Annotated in this window: 13 protein-coding genes; 10 read left to right on the plus strand and 3 right to left on the minus strand. The window is 73.8% G+C overall.

All coding sequences use genetic code 11. The features are described from left to right. Positions 1 to 3 precede the first annotated feature (3 nt). The gene (locus OG470_RS15545) at positions 4 to 1,173 is read left to right on the plus strand and encodes an anhydro-N-acetylmuramic acid kinase (protein WP_328424911.1); all 1,170 of its coding nucleotides are present in this window, start codon (positions 4 to 6) and stop codon (positions 1,171 to 1,173) included. Positions 1,174 to 1,301: 128 nt separating this feature from the next. Continuing rightward, positions 1,302 to 3,248 (plus strand): 1-deoxy-D-xylulose-5-phosphate synthase, encoded by a 1,947-nt coding sequence (dxs, locus tag OG470_RS15550; RefSeq protein WP_328424913.1) that lies wholly within the window; start codon positions 1,302 to 1,304, stop codon positions 3,246 to 3,248. 53 nt (positions 3,249 to 3,301) lie between these two features. On the opposite strand, the gene OG470_RS15555 is transcribed toward dxs, so the two are convergent. Then, positions 3,302 to 4,495: a hypothetical protein gene (locus OG470_RS15555; protein ID WP_442931131.1), complete on the minus strand. Its 1,194-nt coding sequence runs from the start codon at positions 4,493 to 4,495 to the stop codon at positions 3,302 to 3,304. Positions 4,496 to 4,651: 156 nt separating this feature from the next. Between OG470_RS15555 and OG470_RS15560 the strand changes: the two genes are divergently transcribed. Further along, positions 4,652 to 6,592 carry a hypothetical protein gene (locus OG470_RS15560; protein ID WP_442931132.1) on the plus strand — a complete coding sequence of 647 codons (1,941 nt, stop codon included), beginning with the start codon at positions 4,652 to 4,654 and terminating at the stop codon, positions 6,590 to 6,592. Then, entirely contained in the window at positions 6,592 to 8,379 is a 1,788-nt protein-coding gene (locus OG470_RS15565) for a hypothetical protein (RefSeq protein WP_328424917.1), read from the plus strand. Before OG470_RS15560 ends, OG470_RS15565 begins: the two co-directional genes overlap by 1 nt. On the opposite strand, the gene OG470_RS15570 is transcribed toward OG470_RS15565, so the two are convergent. Then, entirely contained in the window at positions 8,376 to 10,250 is a 1,875-nt protein-coding gene (locus OG470_RS15570; RefSeq protein ID WP_328426383.1) for a hypothetical protein, read from the minus strand. The two genes, OG470_RS15565 and OG470_RS15570, sit on opposite strands and share 4 nt — an antisense overlap. A 141-nt stretch (positions 10,251 to 10,391) precedes the next feature. Here OG470_RS15570 and OG470_RS15575 point away from each other — a divergent pair, with 141 nt between their 5' ends. Together OG470_RS15575 and OG470_RS15580 are read left to right on the plus strand one after the other, a co-directional pair. Next, the gene (locus OG470_RS15575) at positions 10,392 to 11,672 is read left to right on the plus strand and encodes an outer membrane protein assembly factor BamB family protein (protein ID WP_328424919.1); all 1,281 of its coding nucleotides are present in this window, start codon (positions 10,392 to 10,394) and stop codon (positions 11,670 to 11,672) included. Continuing rightward, the gene (locus OG470_RS15580) at positions 11,669 to 12,955 is read left to right on the plus strand and encodes an outer membrane protein assembly factor BamB family protein (RefSeq protein WP_328424921.1); all 1,287 of its coding nucleotides are present in this window, start codon (positions 11,669 to 11,671) and stop codon (positions 12,953 to 12,955) included. Before OG470_RS15575 ends, OG470_RS15580 begins: the two co-directional genes overlap by 4 nt. Here OG470_RS15580 and OG470_RS15585 read toward each other — a convergent pair whose 3' ends face one another. Further along, entirely contained in the window at positions 12,956 to 14,134 is a 1,179-nt protein-coding gene (locus OG470_RS15585; RefSeq protein ID WP_328424923.1) for a peptidase C39 family protein, read from the minus strand. Between the two features lie 139 nt (positions 14,135 to 14,273). Between OG470_RS15585 and OG470_RS15590 the strand changes: the two genes are divergently transcribed. The 4 genes from OG470_RS15590 (at position 14,274) to OG470_RS15605 (ending at position 17,119) form a co-directional block, all read left to right on the plus strand. Then, a complete protein-coding gene (locus tag OG470_RS15590) occupies positions 14,274 to 14,942 on the plus strand; it encodes a response regulator transcription factor (protein WP_088951539.1) in 669 nt (222 codons plus the stop codon). Then, positions 14,939 to 16,123, plus strand: coding sequence for a sensor histidine kinase (locus OG470_RS15595; protein WP_328424925.1), 1,185 nt, complete (start codon positions 14,939 to 14,941; stop codon positions 16,121 to 16,123). The genes OG470_RS15590 and OG470_RS15595 overlap by 4 nt, the downstream gene beginning before the upstream one ends. 172 nt (positions 16,124 to 16,295) lie before the next feature. Beyond that, positions 16,296 to 16,703, plus strand: a complete 408-nt coding sequence (locus tag OG470_RS15600; RefSeq protein WP_328424927.1) for a VOC family protein — start codon at positions 16,296 to 16,298, stop codon at positions 16,701 to 16,703. Further along, the gene (locus OG470_RS15605; protein WP_328424930.1) at positions 16,700 to 17,119 is read left to right on the plus strand and encodes a VOC family protein; all 420 of its coding nucleotides are present in this window, start codon (positions 16,700 to 16,702) and stop codon (positions 17,117 to 17,119) included. Before OG470_RS15600 ends, OG470_RS15605 begins: the two co-directional genes overlap by 4 nt. The last annotated feature ends 57 nt before the right edge of the window (positions 17,120 to 17,176 follow it).

The raw sequence follows: 17,176 nt of genomic DNA on the forward strand, positions 1-17,176 counted from the left end.
TCCATGCGGATCGTTGGGTTGATGTCCGGAACGTCGTACGACGGGGTGGACGTGGTGGCGGCGGAGTTCACCGCCGAGAGGGACACCCTGTGGCTGCGTCCGCTGGGGCACCGCGGCCTGGACTACGACGAGCGGCTGCGCGCCGAGATCGCCGCGCTGCTGCCGCCGGCGGCCACCACCATCGAGGCGGTCTGCCGGCTCGACAACCGCCTCGGCGACGTCTTCGCCGAGGCGGCGGCGGTCGGCCTGGAGTTGGCCGGCGGGCGGGCCGACGTGGTGGTCTCACCCGGGCAGACGGTCTTCCACTGGGTCGCCGACGGGGTGGCCCGGGGCACCCTGCAACTGGGCGCGGTCGCCCGGGTGGCCGCCCGGGTGGGCGTACCGGTGCTCAGCGACCTGCGCTCGGCGGACATCGCCGCCGGCGGGCAGGGCGCGCCGCTGGTGCCGGCCTTCGACGCGTTGCTGCTGGACCCGGCCGACGGCGCCGCCGCACCGCGCGCGGCGCTGAACCTCGGCGGCATCGCCAACCTCACCGTGGTCGCGCCGGGGGCGCCGGTGCTCGGGTACGACGTGGGCCCGGCCAACGCCCTGCTGGACGCGGCGGCCCGGCGCTTCCTGGACCAACCGTGTGACCTCGACGGCGCCCGCGCGGCGGCCGGCCGGGTGCATCCGGGCCTGCTCGCCGAGCTGCTGGCCGAGCCGTACTACGCGGCGGCGCCGCCGAAGTCCACCGGCAAGGAGTTGTTCCACGCCGGCTACCTGGACCGGCGGCTGGCCGCGCTCGGTGAGCCGGTGCCGGTGGACGACCTGCTGGCCACGCTGACCGAACTGACCGCGCGGGTGGTGGCCGCCGAGTGCGACCGGCACCACGTGGTCGAGGTGGTCGCCGCGGGCGGTGGTGTGCGCAACCCCACCCTGCTGGGTCGGCTCGCGGCGCTGGGCGCCGGCCGGTGGCGGCTGCGTGGCACCGACGAGCTGGGTGTGCCCGCGCAGGCCAAGGAGGCGTACGCCTTCGCGTTGCTCGGCTGGCTGTCCTGGCACGGGCTACCCGGGTCGATCCCGTCGGTGACCGGCGCCACCCGGGGTGTGGTGCTCGGCTCCTGGACCCCGGCGGGGCCGGCGTACCCCGGCACCCCGGCCGACCCGCCGCGCCGGCTGCGAATCCGGTCCTGACCAGGCACGTGGCCGATCGCCGCGGGCCGGGCCGGCCGGGGTCTGACCAGGCGCTCAGCTGGCGGGCGTGGGTGTACCGGCCTCGGCCCGGGCTGCGGAGTACCGGAGGGCCGATAGACTCTCCGGTCATGAGTGTTGAAGAGGACACGGCCAACCACGGCCGGCTGCTGGCGACGGTGCGCGGTCCGCAGGACGTCAAGCGGATGTCCGGCGAGGAGCTGGACGTCCTCGCCGCCGAGATCCGGGACTTCCTGATCGCCAAGGTCTCCCGTACCGGCGGACACGTCGGTCCCAACCTCGGTGTGGTCGAGCTGACGCTGGCCATGCACCGCGTCTTCGACTCCCCCCGGGACCGGCTCCTGTTCGACACCGGCCACCAGTCGTACGTGCACAAGATCCTCACCGGGCGGCAGGCCGGCTTCGACAAGCTCCGCCAGCGCGGTGGCCTCTCCGGCTACCCCAGCCAGGCGGAGAGCGAGCACGACCTGATCGAGAACTCGCACGCCTCCACCGCCCTCTCCTACGCCGACGGCCTGGCCAAGGCGTACGCCCTGCGGGGCGAGGCGCGCAGCGTGGTGGCCGTGGTCGGCGACGGCGCGCTCACCGGCGGCATGTGCTGGGAGGCGCTGAACAACATCGCCACCGCCGGCAACCCGCTGGTGATCGTGGTCAACGACAACGGCCGCTCGTACGCCCCGACCATCGGCGGGCTGGCCGACCACCTCTCCTCGCTGCGGCTCAACCCGGGCTACGAGAAGGTCCTCGACACGGTCAAGGACGCCCTCGGCTCCACGCCGCTGGTCGGCCGGCCGATGTACGAGGTGCTGCACGCGGTCAAGAAGGGAATCAAGGACGCGGTTGCCCCGCAGGCCATGTTCGAGGACCTCGGCATCAAGTACGTCGGCCCGGTGGACGGGCACGACGTGGCGGCCGTCGAGTCGGCACTGCGCGCGGCGAAGAACTTCGGCGGCCCGGTGATCGTGCACGCGGTCACCCGCAAGGGCTACGGCTACCGCCCGGCCGAGGAGGACGAGGCGGACTGCCTGCACGGCCCCGGCAGCGCCTTCGACGTGGAGACCGGCGCGCTGCTGGCCGCCCCCTCGGTGAAGTGGACCCACGTCTTCGCCGACGAGCTGCTGGCCGTCGCCGACGAGCGGCCGGACGTGGTGGGCATCACCGCCGCGATGGCCGAGCCGACCGGCATCGCCAAGCTGGCCCGCAAGTACCCCGAGCGGGTGTACGACGTGGGCATCGCCGAGCAGCACGCCGCCACCTCGGCGGCCGGGCTCGCGCTGGGCGGCCTGCACCCGGTGGTCGCGGTCTACGCCACCTTCCTCAACCGCGCCTTCGACCAGGTCCTGCTGGACGTGGCGATGCACAAGCTGCCGGTGACCTTCGTGCTGGACCGGGCCGGCATCACCGGCCCGGACGGCCCCAGCCACTACGGCATCTGGGATATGTCGGTCTTCGGCGTGGTGCCCGGGCTCCGGATCGCCGCTCCTCGGGACGCCGCCACGCTGCGCGAGGAGCTGCGCGAGGCGGTGGCTGTCGACGACGGCCCGACCGTGGTGCGCTTCCCGACCGGCGCGGTCGCCGCGGACCTGCCGGCGCTGCGCCGGGTCGGCCCGGTCGACGTGCTGGCCGAGTCGGCCCGTACCGACGTGCTGCTGGTCGCCGTCGGCTCCTTCGGCCACCTGGGCATGGAGGTGGCCGCCCGGGTCGCCGAGCAGGGCTACGGGGTCACCGTGGTCGACCCCCGGTGGGTCCGCCCGATCCCGGCCGAGCTGGTCGAGCTGGCCGCCGGTCACCGGCTCGTGGTCAGCGTCGAGGACGGCGTCCGGGTCGGTGGCGTGGGCGACGCGCTCGGCCAGGCGATGCGCGACGCCGATGTCCGTGTTCCGCTCAGGGATCTGGGCGTACCGGCTGACTGGCACCCGCACGGCACCCGCGCGCAGATCCTCGCCGACCTGCGCCTGACCGCCCAGGACGTGGCCCGTGACGTCACCGGCTGGATCTCCGGCCTGGACGGCACCCCGGTCCAGCTGACGGCAACCGACGCCCCGGCCCAGAACTGACCCCTGCGCGACGGCGGGCGTCCCCTCCGGGGGCGCCCGCCGTCGCCGTGTAATCAGCGGGGGGTTATCGAGCGGTAGTGAGTCTTGTCGGTGCCGGCGAGGCTGAACGTCTGGGTGCGGGGTGGTTCGGGGACGACCACCAGGCCGGGGCGTTCGACCAGCACTGGGGTGCCCGGCGGGACGGAGAGTGAGCTGTCCCGGGTGGCCCGCCAACTGAGTACCACCAGCGGCTGGCCGGGCACCGGCAGGTCGTACGTCTGCAGAGGGGTGGCCCGGTCGGCCGGCGAGACCACCGGCGCGCTCCCGTCCGCGGGGCGGTAGACCACCGCCGTCATCGTGCCGGCATCGGTGTCCCAGCTGAGCTGCTGCAACTCGGCGGCCTCGCCGCCGCCCAGGGCGACCTCACCGAGCGAGCGGACCGTGAGCTTCGCCATCGGCCAGGACGTCGGCACCGAGCGCGGCGCGTCCCGGTCGCCGATCCGGCGCGGAATGCTGCCGAACGGACCCCGGTCGCCGGCCAGCACACAGGTGTCCAGGCCGGTGAGCGCCCGCCGGCCGGTGCCGGACTCGTCACGCACCAGCGGATAACGCGGATCGGCGGTGCCGGTGCCCAGGTCGAGCAGCCGGTCGGCGGCTCGGCCCCGGGGCAGCGACTCGGTGGCCCGCAGGGTCGCGGTGACCGGGACCGCCGTGCAGGCCGGCACGTCGACCGGAGCGCTGAGGCCGTCGGCGACGGTCAGCGCCCGGCCCTGCGGCCCGAGCAGCTTCTGCACACGGGCGGACACCAGGTAGCGCCGGCCGCCAGCGGTCTGCACCGGCAGCACGTCGGAGTAGACCAGGTAGCCGGGGTCGGTGTAGTCGGTCGCGCGGGTCACCGCGTACCGGTCGCCGTCGCGGGTGAGTTGCAGCAGCCAGGAGGCGCTCTCGCCGGGCACGTCGGCGGCGACCAGGGCAACCGGGGTGCCGTCGATCCGGCCGGAGAAGAGAATGCCGGACGAGGGCAGGTGCGCCCGGTCGTCGACCGGCGACCGCCAGTCGCGTACCACGTCGGTGACGGCCGCCGTCACCGCGGCGTCGGCGGCCAGGTCACCCCGGGGCGGCCACACCGCCAGCGAGCCGTCCAGGCTGTCATAGCCGACCCGCAGGTCTTGTGGCTTCCGGTCGGCGACCGGACCGCACGCGGTGCCGGCCAGCAGCGCACCGAGCAGGACCGCGAGTGTCCAGCCGTACCGGCGGCCTGGCATCACCTGATCCGCCCTCCGATCGCCTCGCAGTCGCTGTCGGAAAGCGCCATAGTACGAGATGTCCGACGCGACGCCTCCGGTGGCCGCCGGTCCACCCACCACAATGGACCTCACCGGGGCTTTAGTGCCCTTTCGAGCCTCGGGTAGACTCCGCCGACTGTGACGCCTGCCGAGTCCCGCGCCCTGTCCGCGCCGCACCCGGAGGCGGCGGCCGGCCCCGACGAGACAGTGAGCCATCGCACTCCGGCCTCCGCGCCGACCGCCACACTGACTGCAGCGCCGACCGCCACGCCGGTCCCAGTGCCGGTTGAGTCCGGGGCGGACGACCGAGCGGAGCCAACCGTCGGGACGTGGCGGCGTCGGTGGACGCGGCGGCGGCAGGACCTGGCCGTGGGCGGGTTGTTCCTGCTCGCCGCGGTCTGGGTGACCAGCCGGATCTGGCTGGACCCCGCCGGGCGGGCGGCGTCGCTCTACACCGGCGACCCGGCCCAGGTGCAGTTCTTCCTCGCCCACTCGGTACGCGTGGTGCTGCACGGCGAGTACCCGTTCTACACCGAGCAGTTCAACTACCCCGACGGCGTCAACCTGATGGCCAACACGGCCGTGTTGGCGCTGGGCATCCCGATGGTGCCGGTGACCCTGCTCTTCGGGCCTGCGGTGTCCTTCGTGGTGCTGGTCACGCTCGGCCTCGCCGGCACCGCGATGGCCTGGTACGTCATGCTCTCCCGGCACCTGGTGCGTACCCCGCTGGCGGCGGCGGCCGGCGCGTGGTTCTGCGGGTTCTCCCCGGCGATGCTCTCGCACGCCAGTTGGCATCCGAACATCATCAGCCAGTTCCTGCTGCCGTTCATCGTCTGGCGGGTGCTGGTGCTCACCCGGTCCCGCCGGCCGGTACGCGACGGGATGCTGCTGGCGCTGCTGGTCACCGCGCAGGCGTTCATCAACGAGGAGATCCTGCTCTTCACGGCGATGGCCTGCGGGATCTTCCTGCTCGCGGTGCTCGTCCAGGAGCCAGCCCGCTGGCGGGCGGCGTGGCGACCGCTGGGCGCCGGCCTGGCAGCCTGTGCGCTGCTGGCCGGGGCGCTGCTGGCGTACCCGCTGTACGTGCAGTTCGCCGGGCCGATGGCGTACCACGGGCTCAGCGACGCGGTGCAGGACTACGGCAACGACATCGCCGCCTTCTTCGCCCCCGGCTCGCCCACCCTCGGTGGCAACCAGCGGGCCAACGTCAACCTGTCGCCGAACTACTCCGAGGAGAACGCCTTCTTCGGTTGGAGCCTTTCGCTGCTGGCCATCGGCGTCGTGGTCTGGCTGCGGCGGAATCTGGTCGTCCGGGCGCTCGCGGCAACCGGCGTGTTCTTCGCCGTGCTCTCCCTCGGTGAGCGAATCTCCTGGTGGGACCGGGAGCTGGTCACCGGGCCCTGGCAGTTCCTGGTGCACCTGCCGCTGCTGGACGCCGTTGTGCCGACCCGGTTCGGTCTGATCACCAGCGTGGTGGTCGGTCTGCTGCTTGCGCTCGCCGTCGAGCGGGCCTGGGCGCTGCGTCCGGCCGACCGGCGCACGGTGCGGAAGCTGACCGTCGCCGGGCTGGCGTTCGCGCTTCTGCCGATCGCCCCGATGCCGCTGCGGATGGTCTCCCGGCCGCCGGTGCCGGACTTCATCACCGCCGACCGCTGGCGGGCGTACGTCGGCCCGGACCAGACGCTGGTGCCGATCCCGGTGCCCAGCATGGGCAACACGCACGGCATGCGCTGGGCGGCGGCCACCAATCTCGACTTCAAGATCCCCGGCGGTTACTTCCTCGCCCCCCGCAACGGCAACACCGGTGACCCTGGCCGGTTCGGTGGCCGGCCGAGCGGGGTGGGTCAGGTGCTGGAGGAGGTGGCGACCACCGGTCGCACGCCCAAGCTGGACGACCGGCAGCGCCGTCGCTTCACGGACGAGCTGCGGCACTGGCGGGCGGCGATCCTGGTGCTGCCGGTCCGGCAGCAGAACGCCGAGCCGCTGCGGCGTACCGTCGAGGATCTGGTTGGTCCCGGCCGCCAGGAGCTGGACGTCTGGGTGTGGGACGTCCGGACACTGACCGATCGCTCGGTCTGATGACCACCGGGACGGCGTCACCGGCGACGACGGTCCCGGCGACGCCAGACCGGCCGCGGCGGGCGTGGCTGCCGGACGCGCTGGTGGTGGCCGGCTATCTGGTTCTGGCCGTGCTGCTGACCAGCGGGCAGTGGCGTCACCCCGGGCGGTTGTTCCATCAGGCGGGCGACCAGGTCCTCTTCGAGTGGATGCTGGCCCACGCGGCCCACGCCGTGGCCGAAGGGGAGAACCCGCTCTACAGCACCGCGTTGAACGCGCCGGACGGGGTCAACCTGATGGCGAACACCTCGGTGCTCGGCCTGGGTGTTCCGCTGACCCCGGTCACCCTGCTCTTCGGCTCGCAGGCGGCGTTCTGCGTGGCGGTCGTCTGCTGCCTCGCCGGCACCGCCACGGCCTGGTACGCGCTGCTGCGCGGCCGCCTGGTCACCGCTCGGTCCGCGGCGGCGGTCGGTGGGCTGATCTGCGGCTTCGCCCCCGGCATGATCGCCCAGGCCGGCGCGCACCTGCACATGGCCGCCCAGTTCCTGGTGCCGGCGATCCTCGCCCTGGTGTTCCGGCCCGGGCCGGGTCCGGGCGGGGTGTGGCGGCCCGGCGTCGGCCTCGGCCTGCTGCTCGCCTGGCAGGTCTTCATCGGCGAGGAGGTGCTGGTCTTCCTGGCGCTCGCCGCCGGGGTGTTCGCGCTGGGCTACGCGCTCGCCGACCGGGTGGCGGCCCGGCGGCTCGCACCGGCACTGCTCGGCCGGCTCGGAGTGGCGGCCGTGGTGGCGGCGGCGCTGCTGGCGTACCCGCTGTGGTTCCAGTTCCGCGGCCCGCAGCACTACTCCGGGATGGCCTTCGCCGTGCCCGGCTTCCAGCTCGACGCGGCGTCGTTCACCGCATCGGCGCGGCAGACCGTGCTCGGCGACGACTGGCTGCCGGGGCTGCTCTCGCCGAACCCAACTGAGGAGAACTCGTTCTTCGGCCCCGGTCTGCTGGTGCTCGCCGTGGTGATCGTGATCTGGCTGTGGCGACGACCGCTGGTCCGCGCGCTGGCCGGCTGCGGCCTGATCTTCGCCCTGCTGTCGCTCGGCACCGAGCTGCGGGTGGACGGCACGGCCACCGGCATCCCGGGGCCGTACCGGCTGGTCGCCGGGCTGCCGCTGCTGGACCTCGCGGTTCCGGCCCGGTTCGCGCTGGTGTGTGTGCCGGTGCTGGGCCTGCTGGTGGCGCTCTCCCTGGACCGGGTCCGGGCGGCGCGCGGGCCGTCGGCCGCACCGGGACTGCCGGTACGGCTGCTCTGGACCGGCGCGGTGGCCGCCGCGCTGCTGCCCCTGGTCCCGACGCCGATCCGGGCGGTGCCCGTCGCGCCGGTGCCGGGGTTCGTCGCCGACGGCGGGTGGCGCCCGCTGGTGCCGCCGGGCCGGACCATCGTGGCGGTACCCCCGGTCACCGGTGCCGCGCTCAGCCCGGTGATGCTCTGGTCAGCCCGCGCCTTGCTGGCGTTCCGCGCGCCGGGCGGGTACTTCATCGGCCCGAGCGGCCCGGACGACCCGGCGGCCCGCTGGGGAGCGCCGGACCGGCCGACCGCCGTCCTGCTGCGCCGGGTGGCCGAGACGGGCACGGTGCCGGTGCTCAACGACACCGACCGCCGGCAGGCCCTGGAGGATCTGCGGCACTGGCGGGCCGCGCTGGTGGTGCTCGGCCGGTTGCCGCACGGCGACCCGGTCCGCCGGACCGTCGAGGAGTTGCTCGGCCCGGGCCGACCGGTCGACGGCGGGTGGGTGTGGGACGTCCGGGACCGCGTCTAACCCACCAGCGCGCGGACGTCCCAGACCCAGACGTCGTCGACCCGTTGCGGCGGCCCGAGCAGGGCGGTGACCAGGTCGCGCAGCACCGCCTCACGCGGGTGCGCCCCGAGCACCACCACCGACGCGCGCCAGAACCGCAGGTCCTCGACGGCCTGACGGCGGTTCTCGTCGGTGAGCGCCGGCACCACGCCAGTGTCCATCGTGGAGTAGATGAGGCTGCTGGTCGGCCGGTTCGGCGCGCCGAAGACCCCCTCACCCACCTCGTTCGGGCCGATGAAGTAGCCGCCCGGGACGGGGAACTCCTGCCCGGTCAGCGCGCTCCAGCGCAGTGTCGGCAGGCCGTGCACGTTGCTGGGGATCGGCACCGGCACCAGGGTCCGGCCCGCCGGCACGTACGGCCGCCAGCCGCCGGCGGTGATGAAGTGCGGCGGCGGGTCCATGGGCTGGGCCGGCAGCGGCCGGGGGAAGAGCGGCAGCAGGGCGAGGGCGACCGCCGCGTACCCCACCGGGCGTAGCCACCGCCGGCGCGACGCGACCGGCGCGGGTGCGGTCGACTCACCGGACGTCGCCGGCTTCGGCTCGCCGGCGCGCGGTGCAGGCACCCGGGGTCGGTCGGCCAGCGGCCGGCCCTGACGGGCCGCCGCGTCCCAGGTCAGCGCGAGCAGCACGCCCACCGCGGCGGCGACCACCAGGCTCAACCGGGTCGGCATCATCATCTCGACCAGTGGCAGGTCGTCCGGGACGTACGACCACGGGCCGCGCACCTCGGTCTCCACGCCGTTGAAGCGCACCGTCGGCCCGATCGCGGCCACGGTGAAGACCACGATCAGCACCGCGACGATCCGGGCGGCCAGCGACCGGCGCACGAGCAGCACCAGGGCCACCACCGAGAGCAGCACCAAAGGCAAACCGAACCAGGTGTTCTGCTCGGTCAGCCCGATCGTCTTCTCCACCACCGGGTCCCCGGCCCAGGTGTCCCGGGCGAAGGTGACGAAGGCGACCAGGTCCTCACCCCAGTTGTGGAAGACACCGCCCTGGAGGCCGCGGTACGACTGCGGGCCGTTGAACTGGAACCAGATCGGGTACGCCGCGAGCAGCAACGCCAGCCCGCCGCCGACGCCAAGCGCGGCCAGGAAGGGGCCGGCCGCGGCCCGTGCCGCCGCCGGTCGCTGCACGGCGTACGCCAGCACGACGACCAGGCAGGCCAGCGCCGTGAGCAGCAGCATCTCCTCGTTGATGAAGATCTGGTACGCCACCAGCACCCCGAGCACCAGCCCGTTGCGCCGCCACCGACCCGGCTCACCCAGCCGCAGCACCCGCACCACGATCAGCGGCAGCAGGAAGTTGGACACGAAGTTCGGCTGGCCGTTGGCGTGGTGGATGATCCCCGGCGCGAAGCCGAGGAACGCGCCGCCGACGAAGGCCGCGGCCCGGGAGCGCACCAGATGCCGGGAGAGCATCCAGTACGAGGTGCCGGCGGTGGCCGCCAACGCCCCGCCCAGGTAGAGCGCGTACATCACCTGTGGACCGAGCAGCATGGTCAGCGGGGCCAGCGGCAGGGTCACCCCGAGCAGCGAGGTGTTGGCCATCATGTTCACCCCGTCCGGGGCGTTCTGACGGGCCGTGAACAGCGGGTTCTCCAGGTGCTGCACCGAGTACGCGCCGTGCGCGAACAGCCACTCGAACCAGCTGTGGTCGGTGGGCAGGTGGGAGGAGACCCGGCCCTGCACGTCCCCCCAGTAGTTGAGGCAGACGAACACGCCCAGCAGCACATAGGCTCCGAGGGCCAACAGGTCGGCGCGGACCGGGCGCCGTCGGGGCCGTCGCGTCGGTTCGGCCTCGGCCGGGTCGACGTCGGTCACGGGATTCAGCGAAGGGTCTACCACCGGCACAGCCACGACGCGCCATCGTACAGGCGACCGCGCGTCGCATTTGCCGGGCCGGTGCACCCACGGCCGGTTTGCCGGAGGTGACCCGTCGGCCAGCCGCGCGTGGCGGGGGGAGGACGGTCGGTGTCGATCATTGAGCTGGGCGAGGTCCGGGAGGAGCCGGCCTCGGCGCCGCCGGTCCGCCAGCCGCGCGCCGCCGGCCGTCCGCTGCGCTGCGCGGCGGTGCTGCTGGTGGCGCTGGTGGCGCTGGCCAGTGCGACACCGGTGCCGGAGCGCGTGGTGACCCCGGTGCCGGCGTCGCAGGGCGCTATGGCGTACCTCGCCGGGGACGGCGTCTTCGTCGTCGACCCGTCGATACCCAGCGGTAGTCGGTACCTGACCGCGTACGCGCAGCCGTCGTCCACCTCGGGGGGCAGTGTGCGACGTCGGTGGCAGGTGCGGTTGACCCGTACCGGTGATGTCCTCGACGTGCGGGCCGAACGGGGCTTGGTGCTGATGTTGGAGGTCAGCGCCGCGAACGGGGTGTTCCAGACCACCGCCTTCGACGCCGAAACGGGCCAGCAGCGATGGCAGCATCCCGGGGCCGCCCAGTGGACGGTCGACGGCGGTCTGCTGCTGATTGACACCATGGCGGACGGGCCGGGCGCGATACGCCGGGTGGTGCCGGAGACCGGTCAGATGCTCTGGTCGGAGCCCGTCCCACCGCCGGGCAACCCCGGCTACCACCTGGGCGACGGCCAGGTCGACCGGTTCGTCCTCGTCCAGCCGACCGGCGAGGTGCAGGTGCACGACGCCGGCACCGGCCGCCTGCTGCGCAGCCTCGACACACTGCCCGGCGACCGGGCGGCGTTCCAGCGGGTGCAGGTCGTGGGTGACCTGCTGCTGCTCGTCCCACCCGGCAGCACCCGACTGGTCGGCTACGGGCTGCCCGGGCTTGAGGCCCGGTGGACGGCCGACGTGCCGCTGGTGTCCTATGTGGTCGGCTGCGGCGACCTGCTCTGCGCGCTGCAACAGACCGGCGGCATCCAGACCCTCGACCCGGCGACCGGCGCGGTGCGCTGGTCAGACCAGGGCCAGGACACGCTGGCCGACACCCGGCAGGGCCGGCTGCTGGTGGCCGGGCCGGAGCAGCGATACGCGGTGCGGGACGCGGCCACCGGGCGGGTCCGGGTCGAGCTGGGCCAGTGGGACCTGGTGCCGGTGCCCGAGCGCGAGCATCCGCTGATCGGCGTACGGCCGGGGGCCGACAATCGGCTGGTCGTCGCCGAGTTGGACCTGGTGGCCGGTCGGCCGCGGATCCTGGACGTCCTGCCAGACGTGCTGGGCGGCTGCCAGGCGGCGCTGCCGGTCCTGCTCTGCCGGCGCCTCGACGGCTCGACCGCGCTGTGGCGGTTGCGGCCGTGACCGGCCCGGTCATCGATCTCGGCGAGCTGCGGCACGAGCCGGATTCCGTCCCGCTGCCCCGCCCGCCCCGCGCCAACGGCCGGCCGCTGCGCTGCGCGCTGGTCCTGCTGCTCCTACTGGTCACCCTCGCCGCCGCCGGGCCGCCGTCCCGCCGTGCCGTGGTGACGCTGCCAGGGCAGCCGGGCACCGAAGCGTTCGTCTCCGGCGACCTCTTCTTCCTCCTCGACCCGCTCAGCTCGCAGTCGAGGCAGCGGCGGCTGGCCGCCTTCCGGCTGCCCGACGGCGAGCCGGTCTGGCAGGTGCCCCTGCCGGTGGACGGCCGGCTCTGGGGGGTCTCCGAGCAGGGCGGGATGCTGCTGGTCACCGGGCACGAGAGCGACCCGGGGGGTCAGGGCGCGCTCACCATCACGCTGGACCGGGCGACCGGGGCGTACGGCTGGCAGCAGCCGGGCAGCGCGGTCGAGTTGGCCGACGGGAACCTGCTGCTGCAGTCCACCGACGGCGAGGGGGCGGGCAGCCTACGCGCCGTCGATCCGTGCTGTGGCACCGTGCGCTGGCAGCTGTCCACCACCCCCGCTGAGATCAACTTTCGGGGCACGGAGCACGGGGTGGACCGGGTGGTGCTCAGCCGTCCGGACGGGCAGGTCGAGGTACGCGATGCGACCACCGGTACGGTGCTGGCGCGCGCCAATCTGGGCGCGCCCGGCCGTGGGCCGTACCCGACCGTGCAGGTGGTGGACGACCTGCTGGTCACCGTCGGCGGATCTCCGCCCACGGCCACCGCCTACGGGCTGGACCGGCTGGACCGGCGCTGGAGCGCCACCGGCGACGGGGAGCTGTACGTGCTGGGCTGCGGTCCCGTCGTCTGTCTGCAGAGCCCATCCGGCGGGCTGCGGGCGGTCGACCCCGCGACCGGCCGGCTGCTCTGGAGCAGCGGGCGCTGGGGGTGGGCCTGGCCGTACGACGGTCGGCTGGTGACAACCCCGTCGGAAAGCACCGGCAGCAGGAATGAGCAGTTCGTTGCGCTCGATCCAGTCACCGGGGACGTGGTGGCCGAGTTGGGCCGGTGGGAGCTGGCCCAGTTCGGTCTCAAGGATCCGATGGTCGGGGTGCGCCGGCTTCCCGGCGGCGGGCTGATCGTCGCCAAGCTGGACGTCCGCACCGGGGAGGTGCGGGTGCTGGACGTGCTGCCGGACGCGATCGGGGAGTGCCAGGCGAGCGTCGGTCGGCTGCTGTGCCGGCGGATGGACGGCTCGTACGGGCTGTGGCAGTTACCCGACTGATCACCAGTTGGCCTGGGCGGGTGGCGGGGGCAGCGGCACCGACGCCGGCCGCAGCACGTACGTCACCCCGCCGCTGCCCCGCTGCCAGGCCGGCTCGAACCGCTGCCGGGGCACGGTCCGACGAACCGTGTCGTCGTCCGGCGCGTACGGGTCGTTGAGCACCGGGTCACCGTCGGCGGTGAAGCCGATCAGCACCATCAGGTGCCCCCTGGTGTCGTAGGGCAGGCCCGGCACCTCACCGGCCCGGAACGCGGCGGAGACGATCAGTGGGATGCCGGCGGCGATGAACGCCTCCGCCTCGGCCAGCGACCGCAGTCGGGTGACGAACGCGTCCACCCCGTGCAGGCCGGCGTATGCGGTGTTGAACGGCCAGTTGCCGGCCCCGGCGTACGCGTGGTCGTAGCAGTGTCGGGCGGCGTGCACCACCACCGGTCGCGGGCCGGGCGGGTCCACCCAGGCGTAGCGCTCCGGCGTCGGCTCGGCCCCCCAGTAGGCGAGCACCATGGAGGTGCAGGTGGGGCTGCACCACGAGTCGCCGCCGCCACCCCACTGCGGGTGCTGGCCGGCGTGCAGCCGCTGCGAGTAGCCGGGCACGTCCAGCACAGTCCCACGCCCGGCGCCGACGGCCGGCTCCCGGCCTTCCTCCGGCCCCGGCTCACCGGCGGCTTCGGCCGGGGCGTGGCCGGCGGCGACCGCGCCGACGCTGCGCAGCACCGGGGCCGCGGGGCTGCCGTCCGGCCGGCACAGGGTCACCCGGGCCTGCCAGCCGGTGACCGTCGCCCCGGTCACGACCAGCGTGTCGGTGTCCACCCGGGCGTCGCCGTCGCGCTGCCCGGACACCGAGGCGCGTCGTACCGTGCGGTCGTTGGCCGCCCACCGGGCCAGCAGGTACCAGCCGGTGCTGGGCGCTTCTCCGTGCCAGCCGCGCAGCTCGACCTCGATCCAGCAGCCGTCGGGGGTGTCGGCGGTCCAGGACGGCACCACGTCGGTGACTCCGAAGCCGACCCGCACCGGCGGTGACGTCCAACTGCCCCGCGACACCGGCCGGTCGGCGCTGCGCAGAATCAGCCCGCGGTCGGTGGTGTGCAGGCCGTCTCCGGTGCCGGCCGTCTGGTCTGCCGGCAGGTGGAAGCCCTGGTAGGCGATGTTCCGCCGGGTGGGTGGTGCCGCGATGGTCATGACAGGTCCGTCCGTCGCTGGGGTGTCGGAAGCATCGCGTACGCCGGGATGGCCCGCAACGCCGGGCGGCGCGGGCGGCGAGGGACGATGGTTGCCGGCCGGCACTACGTTGTCGGTGGTCAGCAGCGAGGAGGCCGGGATGCGGGTACTGGTGGTGGAGGACGAGCGCAACCTCGCCGACGCGATCGCGCGCGGGTTGCGCAAGCGGGGGATGGCGGTCGACGTGGCCTACGACGGCGATGCCGGCCACGAGGCGGCGTTCGTCACCCGGTACGACGTGGTCGTGCTGGACCGCGACCTGCCCGGCGTGCACGGTGATCAGATCTGCGCGGACCTGGCTGCCTCGGGCGCGCTGACCCGGGTGCTGATGCTGACGGCGAGCGGCACGGTCGCCGACCGGGTGGAGGGGTTGCAGCTCGGCGCGGACGACTACCTGCCCAAACCGTTCGCCTTCGACGAGTTGGTCGCCCGGGTGCAGGCGCTGGGCCGGCGGGCCACCCCGGCCGCGCCGCCGGTGCTCGAACTGGCCGACCTGGTGCTCGACCCGGCCCGCCGGGTCGCCACCCGCGCCGGTGTGCCGGTCGACCTCACCAACAAGGAGTTCGGGGTGCTCAGCGAGCTGCTCAAGGCGCGCGGCGCGGTGGTCTCCAGCGAGGAACTGCTGGAACGGGTGTGGGACGCCAACACCGACCCGTTCACCACGATCGTCCGGGTCACCGTGATGACGCTGCGCAAGAAGCTCGGAGATCCACCGCTGATCGAGACGGTGGTCGGCGCGGGCTACCGCACCGCCGAGGTGGGGGCATGACGGGGCGGGCACGGTTGCGGCCCACCCTGCGGTTGCGGCTTACCCTGCTCAATGGCGTGCTGCTGGTCGGCGCGGGAGCGATCCTGGTGCTGCTGGCCTGGCTGCTCGTCCGGGACGCGCTACGGCCCACCGACGAGCTGCTGCCCGGCACCACGGTGGTCCTGGCCGACGGCCGGTCGCTGGACGCCGGCCAGTGGCAGCACCAACTGGTCGACGCCGCCTCCGGGGAACTGCTCGCCAAGGGCCTGGTCGCGCTGCTGGCGATCAGCATCGTGGGAGTGGCCGGGGCGTACGCGGTCGCCGGCCGGGCGTTGCGTCCACTGCACCAGGTCACCGCGACGGCGCAGCGGCTCGGCGAGGCGACCCTGGACCAGCGGATCGGCTACTCGGGCGCCGACGACGAGGTGGCCGAGCTGGCCAAGACGTTCGACGCCATGCTGGACCGGATCGCGTCCGCGTTCGAGGCGCAGAAGCGCTTCGTGGCCAACGCCTCGCACGAGCTGCGAACCCCGCTCGCGGTGATGCGGACCGAGATCGACGTGACGCTCAGCGACGACGACGCGGACGCGGCCGAGTACCGCCGGATGGCCACCGTGGTCCGGGACGCCTCCGAGCGGGCCAACGGCCTGGTGGACGCGCTGCTGGTGCTGGCCCGCAGCGAGGCGCAGGCCGGGCGGCGGCTCGGTCGGCGTACCGAATGTGACCTGGCGACCGGGACGGCCAACGCGCTGTCGGCGATGCGCCGGGAGGTGGACCGGATCGGGCTGCGGGTGCAGACCTCGCTGGAGTCCGCGCCGGTGGTCGGCGACCCGGGGCTGCTCGACCGGCTGGCCGGCAACCTGATCGAGAACGCGGTCCGCTACAACCACCTGCACGGCCGACTCTGGGTGCGCACCGGCTCGGACGGCGAGCGCTCCTGGCTGGTGGTGGGGAACACCGGCTTCGAGGTGGACCAGGTCGACGTGCCGGGGCTGTTCGAGCCGTTCCGGCGCGGCGGCCGGGAGCGGACCGGGGCCCGCGGCTCGGGCCTGGGGCTGTCCATCGTCCGGGCAGTCTGCCAGGCGCACGGCGGCACGGTGCGGGTCATCGCGCAGACCGGCGGCGGCCTGGAGGTGACGGTCACCCTGCCGTCGGCGGACGCCCCGGCGGTGACCGGCCCGGTGCCCGCCATCGGCGGCTGACCCGTCCCGTACCGGGTTGCGGGCGGTCCGCGCCGGATGGAAAGATCACGTCGTCAGCTCGAGATCGAAGGGGGGTGCGTCGAATGTCCACCAACACTGGCTCCGCGCCCCGGGTCTCTCTCGGCTGACACCCAGAGGCGGAGCGTCCCCATTCAGCACGGAGGGAACACCCGTGTATCCACGGATCCGCAACATCAGTTTTGACTGTCACGACACGTACGCCCTGGCCGGCTTCTGGTCGGCCGTGCTCGGATACGCCCGGCACTCCGAGGACGCCCCCGGTGATCCGGAGGCGGCCCTGCTGCCGCCGGACGACGCCACCCCGAACCTGTTCTTCCAAGCGGTGCCCGAAGACAAGGTGACCAAGAACCGGCTCCACATCTGCCTGGAACCCGTCGACCGGACCAGGGACGAGGAGATCGAGCGGGTGCTCGGCCTCGGGGCCAGCATGGTCGCCGACCGACGGCAGGCCGACGGCACGGGTTGGGCGGTGCTCGCCGACCCGGAGGGGAACGAGTTCTGCGTGGTCCGCAGCGCCGGCGAGCGTGTCCCTGCCACCTCTCTGGAGGCTCAACCGTGAGTTCGACGATTCACAACATCAGCATCGACTGTCACGACACGTACGCGCTGGCCGGCTTCTGGTCGCAGGTCTTCGACTGCCCCCGGCAGCCCGACGACTTCCCCGGCGACCCGGAGGCGATGCTCCTGCCGCCTGGTGGCCCGGAGGTGCTCTTCATCGCCGTGCCGGAGGACAAGGCGGTGAAGAACCGGCTGCACCTGGACGTGCAACCCACCGACCGGACCCGGGCCGAGGAGGTCGAGCGGTTGCTCGGCGTCGGCGCGGTCCACGTCGCCGATCACGTCGGCCCGACCGGCGGGGGCTGGGTGGTGCTCGCCGACCCGGAGGGCAACGAGTTCTGCGTGCTCGGTAACCCGGCCGAGCGGGCGGCGGCAGCGGCGGCGCGGGCCGCCGCGGCAGTCGGCGAACCGGCCTGACGCTGACGTACGGAGCCCCGGCCGCCCGAAGGTGGCCGGGGCTTCGGTCGGTACGGC

Origin of the sequence: Micromonospora sp. NBC_00389, from assembly GCF_036059255.1 — a bacterium.
Classification (GTDB): domain Bacteria; phylum Actinomycetota; class Actinomycetes; order Mycobacteriales; family Micromonosporaceae; genus Micromonospora.